Below are 16,510 nucleotides of genomic sequence, written 5' to 3'. Positions count from 1 at the left end.
AAGGAGCCCGATTCTGACGGAACGGCATATGAGATTCTCCGATTTGACCGCCGTCGCCGGCCTTGCACCGGATGCCCTGCCCGAAGGCGGGTTTTCCGGCGTGACGGCGGATTCGCGGCTCGTGGCGGCAGGCGACCTGTTCGTGGCGCTGCCCGGGTCGACGACCGATGGCGCCGCCTTTGCCGCCGATGCCGCCGTCAAGGGCGCGGTCGCCGTCCTGTGCAGCCCGGACGCCGAAGTGTCCGTAGACGTGCCCGTCATCCGCGCCGAAGACCCGCGCCGCGCGCTGGCGCTGATCGCGGCGAAGCTGTACGGCCCGCAGCCCGAAACCATGGTCGCGGTGACGGGCACCGCCGGCAAGACCTCGGTCGCCGCCTTCACGCGGCAGATCTTCGCACAAGCGGGCCTGAAGGCCGCCGCGATCGGCACGACCGGCGTGATCGCGCCGGGCGTTTCCATCGAGGGCGCGCTGACGACCCCCGACCCGGTCAAGCTGCACCGCATTCTCGCCGACCTGTCGGTAGCGGGCATCACCCACGGCGCGATGGAAGCATCCAGCCACGGGCTCGACCAGCGGCGCCTCGACGGCGTCGAACTCGCGGCAGCCGGTTTCACCAATCTGGGCCGCGACCATCTCGACTACCATCCGGACATGGAGAGCTATTTCGCCTCCAAGATGCGCCTGTTCGACACGCTGCTCGGCGCCGGCAAACCGGCCGTCATCTTCGCCGACGATGCCTGGTCGGCGCGTGCCATCGACGCCGCGCAGGCCGCCGGCTGCGACGTTCTCACGGTCGGCCGCAAGGGCGCGTTCATCACGCTCAAGCGTGTCGAACACGAACAGCACAAGCAGGTGGTCGAACTGACCCATGACGGCGAAACCCACCGCATCGTGCTGCCGCTCGCCGGCGACTTCCAGGTCGCCAACGCGCTGGTCTCGGCGGGGCTGGCGATCGCCGCCGGCGTCGCGCCGAAGACCGCTTTCGGCGCGCTCGAGCACATCGAGGGCGCGCCGGGCCGGCTCGACCTGATCGGCACCGCAAGGAACGGCGCGGTGGTCTATGTCGACTATGCGCACAAGCCCGAAGCGCTCGAACAGGTGCTTGAGGCCGTGCGGCCCTTTACGACCGGCAAGGTCGCCGTCGTTTTCGGCTGCGGCGGCGACCGCGATCCCGGCAAACGGCCGATCATGGGTGAGATCGCCTCCCGGCTGGCCGATCTCGTCTATGTCACCGACGACAATCCGCGCTCTGAAGATCCGGCGGCGATCCGCGCGGCGATCATGGCAGCCGTGCCCGGCGCCACCGAGATCGGCGACCGGCGCGCGGCGATCCGCACGGCGGTGGCGGCGCTTTCGACCGGCGACACGCTGGTGATCGCCGGCAAGGGCCACGAGACCGGCCAGACCACGGGCGGCGTCACACGGCACTTCTCCGACCATGAAGAGGCGCGGGCGGCCCTGTCCGAGGTGGCCGCATGAGCGCGGAGATAGAACCAACCCCGCTGTGGACCGGCCAGGACATGCTGGACGCGATGGACGGCCGGCCGGTCGGCGGTGTTGCCGATGCCGTCACCGGCATCTCCATCGACACGCGCACGCTCCAGCCGGGCGACGCGTTCTTTGCCATTCAGGGCGATGTGCATGACGGCCATGCCTTTGCATCCAAGGCGGTGGCGGCCGGCGCATCGTGCCTTGTGGTGCAGGAGGGCAAGCTGGCCGCGCTCGGCGGGCTGACGGTGCCGCTGCTGGTCGTGCCGGACGTTCTGGAAGGCTTGCGCCAGCTTGGCCGGGCGGCGCGCGCGCGCACCAAGGCGCAGATCATCGCAGTGACGGGATCGGCCGGAAAGACGACCACCAAGGATGCGCTGCGCCATGTGCTCGGCCGCTGCGGCAAGGTGCATGCCTCTGTCGCCTCCTACAACAATCATTGGGGCGTGCCGCTGACACTGGCCCGGATGCCAGCCGACACCGATTATGGCGTCTTCGAGATCGGCATGAACCATGCCGGCGAGATCACGCCGCTGGTCAAGCTGGTGCGGCCGCATATCGGCATGATCACGCTGATCGCCGCCGCCCATCTGGGCAATTTCAAGAATCTGGACGGCATCGCGCACGCCAAGGCGGAAATCTTTGCCGGCGTGGTGCGCGGCGGCACGGCGCTGATCAACCGCGACGACAAGCGGTTCAAGCTGCTTGCCGACCTTGCCGGGCAGGCCGGCGTCAACAAGATCATCGGCTATGGCGCCGACAAGAAGGCCGATGCGCGGCTGGTCAACGCCAAATATCACGCCGACTGTTCGACCGTAACGGCCAGGGTCTTCGGCGAGGAAGTCGCCTTCAAGGTCGGCCTTCCGGGACGCCACGTGGTGCAGAACATGATGGGCGTCCTCGCCGCCTGCCATCTGATGGGCGCGGACATGACCACGGTTGCCCATGCGCTGGCGGACTTGCAGGCGCCGGACGGCCGCGGCCGGCAGTATGCGTTCGAGGCGGGCGACGGGCCGTTCACGCTGATCGACGAGAGCTACAACGCCAATCCGGCGTCGGTTGCCGCCGCGCTCGAACTTCTGGCCGCGCTGGAACCCAAGTCGGGCGGGCGGCGGATCGCCGTTCTGGGCGACATGCTGGAGCTGGGCAGCCATTCGGCGCGTCTGCATGAAGGGCTTGCCGAACCGGTCGGCAAGGCCGGGATCGACCGGCTCTACCTGGCGGGCGAGGAAATGCGCGCGCTGGCCGCCGCAATCGGCCAGGACGGGCCGGTCACCGACCATTTCGACGATGTCGACGCGCTTGCCGCAGCGCTGCGGAGCGACGTATCGGCCGGCGATGTCGTCATGATCAAATCATCCAACGGGATCGGCTTTTCGCGGCTGGTGTCGATGTTCGAGAACGCCAAGCCGCGCGCCTGAGCGGCCCGACCTGAGGGAACCGACCATATGCTTCACTGGCTGACGCAATTTTCCGATCAGGTCCAGTTCTTCAATCTGTTCCGCTACATCACGTTCCGGACGGGCGGGGCGCTTCTGACCTCGGCCTTCATCGTCTTCCTGGCCGGACCGCGCATCATCGATGCGCTGCGCCTGCGCCAGGGCAAGGGACAGCCGATCCGCGCCGACGGGCCGCAGACCCATTTCAAGAAGGCCGGAACGCCGACGATGGGCGGGCTGATGATGCTGTTCGGCATCATCGGCGCGACGCTCCTGTGGGGCAATCTGACCAATCCATACGTCTGGGTGGTCGTCGCGGTGACGCTCGGTTTTGGCGCGATCGGCTTTTACGACGATTATCTGAAGGTCACCAAGCAGACCGACAAGGGCTTTTCCGGCCGCGCCCGGCTGGCGATCGAGTTCGTGATCGCGGGGCTTGCGGCCTATGTGATCATGCGGGCGGGCGCGACGCCGTTTTCCTCGTCGCTGGCCTTTCCCTTCTTCAAGGATTTCCTGATCAATCTGGGCATCTTCTTCATCCCGTTCGCCGCCTTCGTGATGGTATCGGCGGGCAATGCGGTGAACCTGACCGACGGGCTGGACGGGCTGGCGATCGTTCCGATCATGATCGCGGCCTCATCGTTCGGCGTCATCGCCTACCTGTCGGGCAATGCGATCTTCGCCGACTATCTGCAGATCCATTTCGTGCCCGGCACCGGCGAACTTGCGGTGGTTCTGGGCGCGGTGATCGGCGCCGGGCTCGGCTTTTTGTGGTTCAACGCGCCGCCGGCGGCGATCTTCATGGGCGACACCGGCTCGCTGGCGCTGGGCGGGCTGATCGGCGCGGTCGCGGTCGCCACCAAGCACGAGATCGTCATGATCATCATTGGCGGGCTGTTCGTCCTGGAAGCCATGTCGGTGATCATCCAGGTCGCCTATTTCAAGATGACGGGGCGCCGCGTCTTCCTGATGGCGCCCATTCNTGGCGCTGGTCGGCCTGTCGACGCTGAAGCTCAGGTAGGCCGATGATCCCGGTGACCGCATTTGAGGGCATGCACTGCGCGCTGTTCGGGCTCGGCGGCTCGGGCATGGCGACCGCGCGCGCGCTCGTGGCGGGCGGGGCGCGAGTCACCGCATGGGACGACAATCCCGACACGGTCGCCAAGGCGGCGGATGCGGGCATTGAAACAGGCGACCTCGCATCGGCCGACTGGGCGGCGTTCGACGCGCTGGTGCTGGCGCCGGGCGTGCCGCTGACCCACCCCGAACCGCACTGGACCGTGGACAAGGCCAGGGCCCATGCGGTTCCGGTGATCGGCGACATCGAACTGTTCTGCCGGCAGCGCGACCGGATCGCGCCCGGCGCCCCGTTCGTTGCGATCACCGGCACCAACGGCAAATCGACGACCACGGCGCTGATCGCGCACATATTGCGCGAAGCGGGCCGCGATGTGCAGATGGGCGGCAATATCGGCGTGCCGGTGCTCGAACTCGAACCGCCCGCCGCGACCCGCATCCATATCGTCGAGGTGTCGTCCTACCAGATCGATCTGGCGCCGGGTCTCGATCCCGGCATCGGCATCCTTTTGAACCTGTCGCCCGACCATCTGGACCGGCACGGGTCGATGGAGAACTACGCGCTGGTCAAGAAGCAGCTCGTCAAGCGCGCCGACACGGCGATCATCGGCACGGACGATGTCTGGTGCGCGTCGATCGCCAACCTTCTGGAAAAGGACGGCCGGGACGTGACGCGGATCAGTGTCGCGACGGATCGCGATGCGGTCGATCTGTCCGGCGCGCCAGCGCTGCGCGGCGACCACAATCTGCAAAACGCGCTGGCCGCGTTGCACGCCTGCCGCATGCTCGGTCTCGATGATGAAGAGATCATGGCCGGGATGGCCTCTTTCGGCGGGCTCGCGCACCGGATGCAGATCGTCGCGCAAAAGGGCAAGGTGCTGTTCGTCAACGATTCAAAGGCCACCAATGCCGACGCGGCGGCGCGGTCGCTCGCCAGCTTCGATGCGATCCACTGGATTGCCGGCGGCCTGGCCAAGGAAGGCGGCATCGCGCCGCTTGCGCCGCTGTTTGGCCGGATCGCAAAGGCTTATCTGATCGGCGAGGCGGCGCCCGCTTTCGCCGCCACGCTCGGCAGCCATGTGCCGTTCGAGATCGCCGCGACCATCGATGTCGCCGTGCGTCATGCCGCTGCCGATGCGGCGCAAAGCAAGGCACCCGAACCGGTCGTGCTGCTGGCGCCTGCGGCGGCCAGTTTCGACCAGTTCGCCAATTTCGAAAAGCGCGGCGCTGCGTTCACCGTGGCGGTCGAGGCGCTTGAAACCGATGCCGCGCCGGCGCGCGCCGCGCAGGGAGGACAGTGATGCACCGACGCAGCGACAGACGGCCGGTCACGGAATGGTGGCGCACGGTGGACCGCTGGTTCCTGTTCTCGTTTTTCGCGCTGATCGCCTTCGGCATCGTCCTGTCGTTCGCGGCCAGCCCCGATGTCGCCCAGCGCATCGGTCTGGACACGTTCCACTTCGTCGAGCGGCACGCCATGTTCATCATACCGGCGATCGCGGTGATGATCGGAATTTCCTTTCTCGAAGACCGGCAGGTGCGCCGTGTGGCCTTGGTCGTGCTCCTGGGATCGATGGCGCTCATGGTGGCGACGCTGTTCTTTGGCGTCGAGGTGAAGGGATCGCGCCGCTGGGTCCGTCTGGCCGGCGTATCCATTCAGCCGTCGGAATTCATGAAGCCGGCCTTCGTGATCATCTGTGCCTGGCTGTTCTCGGAGCATTTGCGGCGCCCCGACATACCCGGAAACCTGCTTGCCGGCGTTCTGTTCGCGGCGATCGCGGCGCTGCTGGTCGCGCAGCCCGATCTGGGTCAGACCGTTCTGGTCGCCGCCACCTGGGGAGCGATGTTCTTCATGGCCGGCATGAGCTGGCTGTGGATCGTCGTCCTTGGCAGCATCGGCATACTGGGCCTCGCCGGCGCCTATCTGACGCTGCCCCACGTGGCCAGCCGGATCGACGGGTTCCTGTCCGGCGCCGGCGACACGTTCCAGGTGGACACCGGGCGCGAGGCGATCGTGCGCGGCGGCTGGTTCGGCCAGGGGCCGGGCGAGGGCACGATCAAGCGGGTCCTGCCCGACAGCCACACCGATTTCGTCTTCGCAGTTCTGGCCGAGGAATTCGGCATCCTCTTGTGCATGGTTCTGGTGGCCGTGTTCGCGCTGATTGTCCTGCGCGGCCTGACACGCTCCTTCCGCGAGGACGACCATTTCCGGCGGCTTGCCGTTGCCGGTCTCGTCACGCTGATCGGCCTGCAATCGATGATCAACATCATGGTCAATCTGCAATTGCTGCCGGCCAAGGGGATGACGCTGCCGTTCGTCTCCTATGGCGGGTCGTCCATGCTGGCGGTGGCGATCACCGCGGGCTTCGTGCTCGCGCTGACACGGCGCCGGCCGGCGACCCGGTTCGGCCACGTGCGCTTTTCCGGCGATACCGCGATGCAGGCCGCCGAATAGATGGCGGTGGTCGGCGGCACGGTCCTTCTGTCGGCGGGCGGCACGGGTGGGCATCTGTTTCCCGCCGAAGCGCTGGCGCACGAGTTGATCGCGCGCGGCTGGTCCGTCCATCTTGCGACCGACGCCCGCGCCGAGAAATATGCCGGCCGTTTCCCGGGCCCGATGCACGTCATCCGTTCCGACACGCCTTCGGGCAAGAACCCGCTCAGGCTGATCGGCGCGGGGCTCTCGCTTTTTGCCGGCATGCGGCAGTCGCGCCGCCTGCTGGCCGAACTCAAGCCCGGCGCGGTGGTCGGCTTTGGCGGTTATCCCACGGTGCCGCCCGTATTCGTGGCTGCCGGGACATTCCCGACGATGATCCACGAGCAGAACGCGGTGATGGGCCGGGCCAACAGGATGCTGGCCGGCCGGGTGACGGCCATCGCCGGCGGGTTTTTGAAGGCCGATGGCCCGATGGCCGACAAGATCGTCGTGACCGGCAATCCGGTCCGCCCGCCGGTGATCGAGGCGGCCGCAATGCCCTATGATGCACCGGACGCGGATGGTCCGGTCCGGCTCGTCGTCTTCGGCGGCAGCCAGGGCGCGCGCTTTTTCTCCGAGGCGATTCCCGCCGCGCTTGCCCTTTTGCCCGAAGAGCTGCGCGCTCGCATCGAGATCACCCAGCAGGCACGGCCCGAGGATGAGCGCGACGCCATGTCCGCCTATGAGGCGCTCGGCGTGAAGGCCGATGTGTCGCCGTTCTTTGCCGATCTGCCGGCGCGGATCGGCGCCGCGCATCTGGTGATGGCGCGTTCGGGCGCCTCGACCGTCTCCGAGATCGCCGCCATCGGCCGGCCGGCGATCTTCGTGCCCTATCCTTACGCGCTCGATCACGATCAGGCGGCCAATGCCGAGGCCCTGGCCGATGCCGGCGGCGCGCTGGTCCGGCGCCAGTCGGAGCTGACGCCGCAGGTCATCGCAGACCTTTTCGCAGAGCTTCTGGGCGATCCGCCGGGACTTTCGGAGATGGCGGCCAGGGCGAAAGCGGCGGGGCACGCCGATGCGGCCGCCTTGCTTGCCGATCTGACCGAGGCTATTGCGGAAGGTCAGTCGCCGGCCGACTTTCGAGCCCGGCACGGGTGAAACACGACAGGAACAACGCTGATGAAAATGCCGCAAAACATCGGAACGGTGCACTTTGTCGGCATTGGCGGTATCGGCATGAGCGGCATCGCAGAGGTGCTGCACAATCTGGGCTATTCGGTCCAGGGCTCCGACCAGGCCGATGGTGCCAACCAGCAGCGCCTGCGCGACAAGGGGATAAAGGTCTTTGTCGGCCATGACGCGGCCAATCTGGGCGATGCCGAAGTCGTGGTCGTGTCCACCGCCATCAAGCCCGACAATCCCGAACTCATCGCCGCCCGCGAAACGCTGCTGCCGATCGTGCGCCGCGCCGAGATGCTGGCCGAGATCATGCGGTTCCGCAACGCGATCGCCATCGGCGGAACGCACGGCAAGACGACGACCACCTCCATGGTCGCGACGCTTCTCGACGCGGGCGGGCTCGATCCGACCGTCATCAATGGCGGCATCATCAACGCCTATGGCACCAACGCCCGCATGGGCGAGGGTGACTGGATGGTCGTCGAGGCGGACGAAAGCGACGGCACGTTCCTGAAACTGCCGGCCGATGTCGCCGTGATCACCAACATCGATCCGGAACATCTGGATTTCTACGGCACATTCGATGCGGCGCGCGCGGCCTTCCGGCAGTTCGTCGAGAACGTCCCGTTCTATGGTTTCGGCGTCTGCTGCATCGACCATCCCGAGGTCCAGGCGCTGGTCTCCCGCGTCACCGACCGGCGGCTCGTCACCTATGGCCGCAATCCGCAGGCCGATGTGCGCTTTACGCCGCGCGGCATGGATGGCGCGACCTCGCTGTTCGACGTCGAGATCCGCGACCGCAAGAGCGGCAGGACGATCGCGCTCGACGGGCTGCGCCTGCCGATGCCGGGCGCGCACAATGTCTCCAACGCCACTGCGGCGATTGCGGTCGCCCATGAGCTCGGCCTGACGCCGGCAGCGATCAAGGAGGGGCTTTTGGCTTTTGGCGGCGTCAGGCGCCGCTTCACCCATACGGGCGACTGGAACGGCGTGCGGATCTTCGACGACTACGGGCACCACCCCGTCGAAATCGAGGCGGTGCTGGAGGCGGCGCGGCAGGCAGCCGGCACGGGCCGCGTCATCGCCGTCATGCAGCCGCATCGCTACACGCGCCTTCGCGACCTGTTCGACGAGTTCGCCGCCTGTTTCAACCAGGCCGACACAGCGCTGGTCGCACCGGTCTATCCGGCCGGCGAGACGCCCATTGAAGGCGTCGATTCCGACGAGCTTGTCAGCCGCATGAAGGCCGGCGGGCATCGCGATGCGCGCACCATCGCCGGCCCCCAGGATGTGGCGCCGATCGTCCGCGCGGAGGCAAGGGACGGCGACTATGTGCTTTATCTGGGCGCCGGCAACATCACGCAATGGGCCCATGCGCTGCCCGGCGAACTGGCCGGCGAGGCGGCCGCATGAGCACGGTCGACGGTGCGGCGCTGCTGGCGCGGCTCGAGCCGCTGATGCCCGATCTGCGCGGCCGGCTGAAGGCCAACGCGCCGATGAGCGAGATCACCTGGTTCCGCACCGGCGGGCCGGCCGAACTCCTGTTCCAGCCAGCCGATGCGGACGATCTGGCCGCCTTTCTGGCCGCGGTGCCCGCCGATGTCCCGGTGCTTGTGGTCGGCGTCGGCTCGAACCTTCTGGTGCGCGACGGCGGGGTCAGGGGGGTGGTCATTCGCCTGTCGGCCAAGGGGTTCGGCCGGATCGACGTGCTGGACGACAACCGCATCCGTGCCGGTGCGGCGGTGCCCGACAAGCGCCTGGCCGCCGCCGCGCGCGATGCGGGCATTGGCGGGTTTCACCATTATCACGGCATTCCCGGCTCGGTTGGCGGCGCGTTGCGCATGAATGCGGGCGCCAATGGCGTTGAAACGCAGGAGCGGGTCGTCGAGGTGCACGCGGTGGACCGTCAGGGCCGCCAACATGTGCTGACAAATGAAGACATGGGCTATGCCTATCGCCATTCCTCCGCGCCGGCGGACCTGATCTTCACCGAGGCGATCTTCCAGGGCTATGCCGAGGACAAGGCGGTCATCACAAAGATGATGGACGAGGTGCAGGAGCACCGCGAGACCGTCCAGCCGATCCGGGAAAAGACCGGCGGCTCGACCTTCAAGAACCCGCCGGGCAGTTCGGCCTGGAAGGAAGTGGACAAGGCCGGCTGCCGCGGGCTGACCATCGGCGGCGCGCAGATGTCGCCGATGCACTGCAACTTCATGATCAACACCGGCAGCGCATCCAGCCATGACCTCGAGATGCTGGGCGAGACGGTGCGCACGCGCGTCCTCGACCATTCCGGCATCCGGCTCGACTGGGAGATCAAGCGGATCGGCGAATATGCCGATGGCGAAGAACCCGTGCAGCCGTTCCTGGGGCGGCTTTTGTAGCCTGCCCGAAAAGCGACCTTGAACGCCGCTTTCTGAAATCGACAAAATCGCAATTCGGCAGCCTGATGGGCCGATGCGGATGCTTCTGCCCGCATGTGCTTCCGGGTGGCCCATGAACGTCGAACAGCCCTTTTCCTCGTCGAACCGCAAGATCGACCCGTCGCGGCGGCGCGCGACGCACTTGTTCAAGCCGGACGGCACGCCGCTCGACCCCGACCGGCTCGAAATCGGGCCGACCGATGTCGCCTTTGCCGAATGGGAGGCGCTGGGAATCACGCCGCCGAACGTCGAGCGGATGCGCAAGGTGCGGCTCGACCGCACCGTCGCCGAGATCAACAGGCGCGGCTATGGCGGCTGCCTGATGTTCGATCCGCTCAACATCCGCTATGCGTCCGACAGTTCCAACATGCATGTGTGGATCCTGCACAATTGGGCGCGCGCCTGCTTTGTCGGCGCCGACGGCCACATGGTGGTCTGGGACTACAAGCGCTGCGAGCATTTGTCGGCGCATCTGCCGCTGGTCAACGAGGTGCGCGTCGGCGCGGGCATGTTCTATTTCGTCGCCGGCGACCAGGAGGACGCGATCGCCGCCGAGTTCGCCGCGCAGATCGACGATCTGATGCGGGCTCACGGCAATGGCTCGCGGCGGCTGGCCATCGACAAGATGGAACTGCACGGCGCGCGCGCCCTGACCGCGCGGGGGCTTGCGATCGGCTCGGGCCAGCAGGTGATGGAGCATGCGCGGCTGATCAAGTCCGAAGACGAGATCAACGCCATGCGCTGTGCGATCGCCACCTGCGAGATCGCCATGGCCGAGATGGAAAAGGCGTGCGAACCGGGCATTGCCGAGACCGAACTCTGGGCGATCCTGCACGCCGAGAACATCAAGCGCGGCGGCGAATGGATCGAAACGCGGATTTTGAGTTCAGGCCCGCGCACCAATCCCTGGTTCCAGGAGGCGGGGCCGCGCCGGCTGCTTGAGGGCGATCTTCTGGCCTTCGACACCGACCTGATCGGCCCCTATGGCATGTGCTGCGACATGAGCCGGACCTGGTTCGTCGGCGATGGCGAACCGAATGCCGAGCAGCGCGACGCCTACCGCGTCGCCCACGACCACATGTTCGCCAATATGGACCTGCTGAAACCGGGCGTGACCTTTTCGGAGCTGACGGCGCAATGCGTGCATCTGCCCGAAGCCTACCGCGCGCAGCGCTATGGCGTCTTCATGCACGGTGTGGGCCTGTGCGACGAGTTTCCGTCGATCTACTACCCCGAAGACTTTGTCGAGGGCGCGTTCGACTATCCGCTCGAGCCGGGCATGGCGCTGTGCGTCGATGTCTATGCCGGCAAGGTGGGCGGCAGCTGCGGCGTCAAGCTCGAAGACCAGGTTCTGATCACCGAAACGGGGTTCGAGAATTTGTCCAGCTATCCGTTTGAGGAAAGGTTGTTGGGGTAGGGGTGTGGACTGGGGCTGGTCGAGGTCTGGTCCGGGCCTTTTGCGGACGACCCTACCAGACTTCGTCCCGGCGAAGCGGCTGCGCTTGGGACTAAGCGAAAGAGAGGCTTGCGGCCCCTTCTCAGCAAGCCCCCGCTTGCCTCGCGCCAAAGGCAGCTTGATCTCTCGTGAACTTGTCTCCGAATTCCGACGACAGTTGTTCAATCAGGCCGTCGCAAGAGAAGCCCATCATATCGAGGTAATCTTGGGCTGATCTGACCGCCTGCGCATTCCAATCAACGGAGAGGCTTTCGACTGCTGCTCTTGCATCTTCAACGCGGTACTTGTCTCCGTAGGGAGACGATAGTTGCTCGATAAGACCCTCCTTCGAGAAACCTTTAAAGCTCAGATAGCTATTTGCATATCTGACAGCATTTTTTTGGGGGGCGGTCAATTCTTGAGCAAAAGGGTAGGATGCTATAGAGAACGACAAGCACAAAGTTGTAAGAAAAATCGTCTTTTTCATCTCGAATCCCCCGGTAAGTGCTGATCATGTAATATTATGGCAGAATCGGACTTGGAAGGCTATGGCGTGATTGGAGATCGACTTCTTGAATGGACGAATGTCTCGGCTCGTCATTTGACTTCGCAGGTCGATGGTCCGCTTTGTCCGCAGAGCCGGCCTCTCTGCGCTCCGCGATGGTTGCAGGATGGGTCTACCCAAACCATCGCCCAATACCCCCCTCCTTCCCCGACATGTCATTTTATGCTGCAATGCAGCATCGCAAGCATAGCCAATGGAAGCGCGCCATGAACGAAGTCTATCGTCCCATCAAAATCGAGTTTCCGTCCGGAGACGTCTCGCAATGGTTCGAACAATGGAACTCGATGTTCACCGCGACCGGCAGCCAGGTCGGTCTGATCAACGTCAATTTCGGCCGGTCGAGCGCGCCGGAAGTCGAGCAGGCGGTGCTTGACGAGGTGGGCTCCTACGGCAAGCAGCTGGGGCGGATGGGCGATGTGCTGACGGTCCTTCTCAGGCACTTCAAGCCGGTAGACGAACTGACCGAGGAGGAACGGCACGCGATCGAGGATCTTTCGGTGATGCTGCGCGAGATCGCCGGCATCAAGGAACGGCACGACCGCAGCGCGCTGCGGCCGTGACCTGTCGACCTTTCCAATGACAGGTCCCCGGGGGGCTCGAGTTTGGCCTTCGGTTGATTGTCTTGGCGGCGCGCCCGTCAGTGCCGGTCTTGTTTGTCCGACGGGAAAACCGACAGGGCAAGCGTCAACAGGTCCCTGACGAGCAGCGGCTCTTCGCCTGCCGCCCGCAAGACGAGTGCAAGGGTGATTTGCGACATCATGTAGCGGGCCCCCAGCCGAGTCGGGATCGACTCGGGTGCATGGCCCGTGCGCCGGGCATCCGTCAGAAGGGCAGCGTAGGCTTCCTCGGCGCCGGCATCTATTGCGGCAATCAGCGCTTGCGTTTTTTCCCCGAAGCGGTGGGTGGCGGCCTGCATCTTCACATAGAGGCAGCCATTGTCCGAGAGTGCGTCTTCGCTCGCGTAACGGATGAGATCCTCGACTTTTTGGTCGAAGCTTTCCGGGCCCGTGACGATCCTCAGCACCTGGCTCAGCACGGCGTCCGCGTAGGCCTGAAGGACCGCAGCGGTCAGTCCATCCTCATCACCAAACTCACGGTAGAGCGACGGTTTCGCAACGCCGGCGCGCTGGCAGATCGAGTTAAGGGAAACCTCTGCCGGTCCCTCGCGCCAATAGGCGTTCATGGCGAGGTCAATCACCTCTTGCCTGCTCAGACTTTTTGGGCGGCCCCTGCCGCGTTTCGTACCGTCTCCAGTCATTTTTATACCATCCGGTATTTTTTTCTTGACGTCGTGTGCCACTTTTTCGTACCTATTGGTAACAAATTGTCTAACCACGGGCGCGGCCCACATTTCGGCCAGCCAACCGATCTGAAAGGACCTTTACCATGAGAATGACTCTTGCCGCCGCCCTTGTCTTCGCCGCCCTCGGCAGCCCGGCCCTGGCATCCGACCAGGAAACCGTACGCGCATTCTATACCGATGTGCTCACCGACCCGGCCGGGACCACGGAAGAGCGGTACTACGAGCTGTTCTCGCCCGACGTTGTCTCAATTCCCGCACCGCCCGGCGGCGAGGGCGCGCAGGGCATGCTGAACACCATCGCCTTTCTTGGCCAGGTGGTGCCGGATTTGGTGTGGGAACCACAGGAAATCATCGATCTCGATGACGGGCGGTTCGTCGTGCGCAGCCTGTTCCGGGGGACGCCTGTAGGTCCGTTCTTCGGTGTTGACCCGGCTACGGGCAAGAGCTTCGAAGCCATGTCAATCGACATACTGACCGTCGAAAATGGCCGCATTGTTCTGACCTATCATCTTGAAGACTGGACGTCGGTTGTCGCCCAACTGACGGCGGAGTGAACGCCCACCGGGGCAAGTTCTTGCGGACTTCAAGCATCGATCGATCAGAGCGCCAAGCACCAACAATAAGCCCCGTCATCGGCGGGGTTTTCTTGCTTGAGCGGCCCTGCCAATCTTTGTCCCGGTCACAACAATTGGCTTGGCAGGGCACGGCGGCGGGCGTAGAGGCGGGCGATGAGCACAGCATCGCACAGCCTCGGCTCGGCGCCCGCGCCGATGAGCTGGTCCGCCCACGCGCGGGCGACGCTGGCGCTCGGCGTGCCGCTGGTGGGTTCGCAGCTTGGCGGCATGGCGATGAACACCACCGACACGGTGATGCTGGGCTGGTACGGCGTCACCGAACTGGCGGCCGGCTCGATCGCAACGCAGATCCTCTTCACCATCATGATGTTCGGCGCCGGCTTTGCCTATGCGGTGCTGCCCATGGCGGCTGCCGCCGAGGGGCAGGGCGATCAGCGCCAGGTGCGCCGCTCGGTGCGCATGGGGCTGTGGGTCGGCGCGCTCTATTGCCTGGCCGTGATGCCGGTCCTGTGGTTCATCGAGCCGATCATGCTGGCGCTCGGCCAGGACACGGCGGTCGCCGAACTGTCGCGCGTCTATATGCGCATCGCGCAATGGTCGATCTTCCCGCTTCTTTTGTGGTGGACGCTGCGCGGCTTTCTGACGGTGATCGAGCGCACGCGGATCGTCTTCTGGGCGACGATGGCCGGCGTCGTGCTCAACGCGCTTTTGAACTGGGCGTTCATCTTCGGCAATTGGGGCGCGCCGGAACTGGGCATGCGCGGCGCGGCGATCGCGACGCTGGGCACCAATCTTCTCGTCTTCGGGCTGCTGGTCGCCTATGCGGCGCTCAACGAGCGGGCGCGGCCCTATGAACTGTTCGTGCGGTTCTGGCGGCCAGACTGGCCGGCCTTCGGCGAAGTGTTCCGCATCGGCCTGCCGATCGGAACGATGATCACCGCCGAGACGGGCCTGTTCATCTTCTCGTCGATCTTCATGGGCTGGATCAGCGTCGTCGCGCTCGCCGCGCACGGCATCGCGCTGCAGCTTGCCTCGCTCGCCTTCATGGTGCCGATGGGCATGGCGCAGGCGGCGACCGCGCGCGTCGGCCACTATCACGGCCGTGGCGATGCGCTTGGGCTCGACCGGGCGGCGAAGACCGTCATGGCCATGTGCCTGGCCTTCGCCGCGACCAGCGCGCTCCTGTTCTTCACCATTCCCGAAACGCTGATCGCGCTGTTTCTGGACCAGAGCAACCCGGACACGGCGGCGGTTCTGGCCTATGCGGTGCCGCTGCTGTTCGTCGGTGCCTGCTTCCAGCTTGTCGACAGCGCCCAGGCGATCGCCGCCGCGCTGCTGCGCGGGCTCAGGGACACGCGCGTGCCGATGATCATCGCGGTCTTCGCCTATTGGCCGGTCGGTCTGTTCCTGGGCTGGCTGCTCGCCTTTCCGCTCGGGTTCGGCGGCGTCGGCGTCTGGGTCGGCATGGCGCTCGGCCTTCTGGTCGCGGCGATCCTTCTCAGCCACCGCTTTTTCGCGCTGCGGCCCAATATCGGCCTTTGACGGCAGGCATTCAGCGGTCCCGCCATTCCAGCGTGCGTCAAGTTTCGCAGCCTATGATTGCGCCGTCCGGTGCCGTGCGCCGGCGGTGCGCGCAAGACCGGAGAGACCATGCCCAACAAACACGTCGCCGTCCTTTTGGGCGGATTTTCCTCCGAACGGCCTGTGAGCCTTGATTCCGGCAATGCCTGCGCGGACGAACTGGAAAAGGTCGGCTATCGCGTCACGCGCGTCGATGTCGACCGTAACGTGGCCCAGACACTGGCCGATCTGAAGCCCGACGTTGCCTTCAACGCGCTGCACGGCCCGTTCGGCGAGGACGGCACGATCCAGGGGATTCTCGAATATCTCGAAATCCCCTACACCCATTCGGGCGTTCTGGCGACGGCGCTCGCCATGGACAAGGAAATGTCCAAGCGGCTGGCGAAGACGCACGGCATTCCGGTCGCCGAATCCAAGGTCATGGACCGGCATGCCTTCACCTCCAAGCACCCCATGCAGCCGCCCTATGTGGTCAAGCCGGTGTCCGAAGGGTCGAGCTTCGGCGTCGTCATCGTCCAAGCCGACCAGGCCCATCCGCCGCAGATCATCACCTCCGACGAATGGGCCTATGGCGACCGGTTGATGGTCGAGCGCTACATTCACGGACGCGAACTGACCTGTGCCGTTATGGGCGATGTGGCGCTGGGCGTGACCGAAATCATACCGGTCGGCCACCAGTTCTACGACTATGATTCAAAATATGTTTCAGGCGGTTCAAAACATGTCTGCCCGGCGGAAATTTCACCAAATATTTACCAAACGATAACGAAACTGGCGCTGAAAGCACATCAGGCGTTCGGGTGCCGGGGCGTGACGCGTTCGGATTTTCGCTACGATGACCGGTTCTCCGCCGACGGGGAGCTGATCTGGCTGGAAATCAACACGCAACCGGGGATGACGGCGACTTCGCTGGTTCCGGAGATCGCCCTTCATGCCGGTCATTCGTTCGGTGAATTGCTTGAGTGGATGGTGGAGGACGCAACTTGCATGCGTTGACGTCAGATCGGATCGGAGCGGGAGCCGGC

Annotated in this window: 14 protein-coding genes and 1 pseudogene; 13 read left to right on the top strand and 2 right to left on the bottom strand. The window is 65.2% G+C overall.

Annotated features, from left to right (window positions below; translation table 11 throughout):
- The first annotated feature begins 28 nt into the window (after positions 1–28).
- From DEM25_RS14540 to dddP, 9 genes and pseudogenes are all read left to right on the top strand, one after another.
- A complete protein-coding gene (locus DEM25_RS14540) occupies positions 29–1,480 on the top strand; it encodes a UDP-N-acetylmuramoyl-L-alanyl-D-glutamate--2,6-diaminopimelate ligase (protein ID WP_109766426.1) in 1,452 nt (483 codons plus the stop codon).
- Positions 1,477–2,910, top strand: coding sequence for a UDP-N-acetylmuramoylalanyl-D-glutamyl-2,6-diaminopimelate--D-alanyl-D-alanine ligase (locus tag DEM25_RS14535; RefSeq protein ID WP_109766425.1), 1,434 nt, complete (start codon positions 1,477–1,479; stop codon positions 2,908–2,910). Before DEM25_RS14540 ends, DEM25_RS14535 begins: the two co-directional genes overlap by 4 nt.
- Positions 2,911–2,937: 27 nt before the next feature.
- Positions 2,938–3,909: pseudogene (mraY, locus tag DEM25_RS14530) on the top strand (phospho-N-acetylmuramoyl-pentapeptide-transferase); the annotation flags it as partial.
- Between the two features lie 44 nt (positions 3,910–3,953).
- Positions 3,954–5,306, top strand: a complete 1,353-nt coding sequence (murD, locus tag DEM25_RS14525; RefSeq protein ID WP_109766423.1) for a UDP-N-acetylmuramoyl-L-alanine--D-glutamate ligase — start codon at positions 3,954–3,956, stop codon at positions 5,304–5,306.
- Entirely contained in the window at positions 5,306–6,460 is a 1,155-nt protein-coding gene (ftsW, locus tag DEM25_RS14520; RefSeq protein WP_109766422.1) for a putative lipid II flippase FtsW, read from the top strand. The genes murD and ftsW overlap by 1 nt, the downstream gene beginning before the upstream one ends.
- Positions 6,461–6,466: 6 nt before the next feature.
- Positions 6,467–7,582, top strand: coding sequence for an undecaprenyldiphospho-muramoylpentapeptide beta-N-acetylglucosaminyltransferase (murG, locus tag DEM25_RS14515; protein WP_109766495.1), 1,116 nt, complete (start codon positions 6,467–6,469; stop codon positions 7,580–7,582).
- Between the two features lie 21 nt (positions 7,583–7,603).
- Positions 7,604–9,016 (top strand): UDP-N-acetylmuramate--L-alanine ligase, encoded by a 1,413-nt coding sequence (murC, locus tag DEM25_RS14510; protein ID WP_109766421.1) that lies wholly within the window; start codon positions 7,604–7,606, stop codon positions 9,014–9,016.
- Positions 9,013–9,987, top strand: coding sequence for a UDP-N-acetylmuramate dehydrogenase (gene murB, locus DEM25_RS14505; protein ID WP_109766420.1), 975 nt, complete (start codon positions 9,013–9,015; stop codon positions 9,985–9,987). The genes murC and murB overlap by 4 nt, the downstream gene beginning before the upstream one ends.
- A gap of 112 nt (positions 9,988–10,099) precedes the next feature.
- Positions 10,100–11,443 (top strand): dimethylsulfonioproprionate lyase DddP, encoded by a 1,344-nt coding sequence (dddP, locus tag DEM25_RS14500; protein ID WP_109766494.1) that lies wholly within the window; start codon positions 10,100–10,102, stop codon positions 11,441–11,443.
- Between the two features lie 121 nt (positions 11,444–11,564).
- Here dddP and DEM25_RS14495 read toward each other — a convergent pair whose 3' ends face one another.
- The gene (locus tag DEM25_RS14495; protein WP_109766419.1) at positions 11,565–11,948 is read right to left on the bottom strand and encodes an Ltp family lipoprotein; all 384 of its coding nucleotides are present in this window, start codon (positions 11,946–11,948) and stop codon (positions 11,565–11,567) included.
- Between the two features lie 284 nt (positions 11,949–12,232).
- On the opposite strand from DEM25_RS14495, the gene DEM25_RS14490 reads away from it, so the two are divergent.
- On the top strand, positions 12,233–12,586 hold the full coding sequence (locus tag DEM25_RS14490) for a hypothetical protein (RefSeq protein WP_109766418.1): 354 nt from the start codon (positions 12,233–12,235) through the stop codon (positions 12,584–12,586).
- 77 nt (positions 12,587–12,663) lie between these two features.
- Here the strand turns inward: DEM25_RS14490 and DEM25_RS14485 are convergent, their stop codons facing one another.
- Positions 12,664–13,224 (bottom strand): TetR/AcrR family transcriptional regulator, encoded by a 561-nt coding sequence (locus DEM25_RS14485; protein WP_158585281.1) that lies wholly within the window; start codon positions 13,222–13,224, stop codon positions 12,664–12,666.
- A 194-nt stretch (positions 13,225–13,418) separates the two neighbouring features.
- Between DEM25_RS14485 and DEM25_RS14480 the strand changes: the two genes are divergently transcribed.
- From DEM25_RS14480 to DEM25_RS14470, 3 genes are all read left to right on the top strand, one after another.
- Positions 13,419–13,883: an ester cyclase gene (locus tag DEM25_RS14480; protein WP_158585280.1), complete on the top strand. Its 465-nt coding sequence runs from the start codon at positions 13,419–13,421 to the stop codon at positions 13,881–13,883.
- A gap of 174 nt (positions 13,884–14,057) precedes the next feature.
- On the top strand, positions 14,058–15,446 hold the full coding sequence (locus DEM25_RS14475; protein ID WP_109766415.1) for an MATE family efflux transporter: 1,389 nt from the start codon (positions 14,058–14,060) through the stop codon (positions 15,444–15,446).
- A 108-nt stretch (positions 15,447–15,554) separates the two neighbouring features.
- Complete coding sequence (locus DEM25_RS14470) at positions 15,555–16,481, top strand: D-alanine--D-alanine ligase (protein WP_109766493.1); 927 nt, start codon at positions 15,555–15,557, stop codon at positions 16,479–16,481.
- Positions 16,482–16,510: the final 29 nt, after the last annotated feature.

The sequence above is a fragment of the Oceaniradius stylonematis genome, assembly GCF_003149475.2.
Classification (GTDB): Bacteria; Pseudomonadota; Alphaproteobacteria; order Rhizobiales; family Rhizobiaceae; genus Roseitalea; species Roseitalea stylonematis.
Note: the sequence above shows the minus strand (reverse complement) of the source record. Positions and strands in the feature narration are given on the sequence as shown.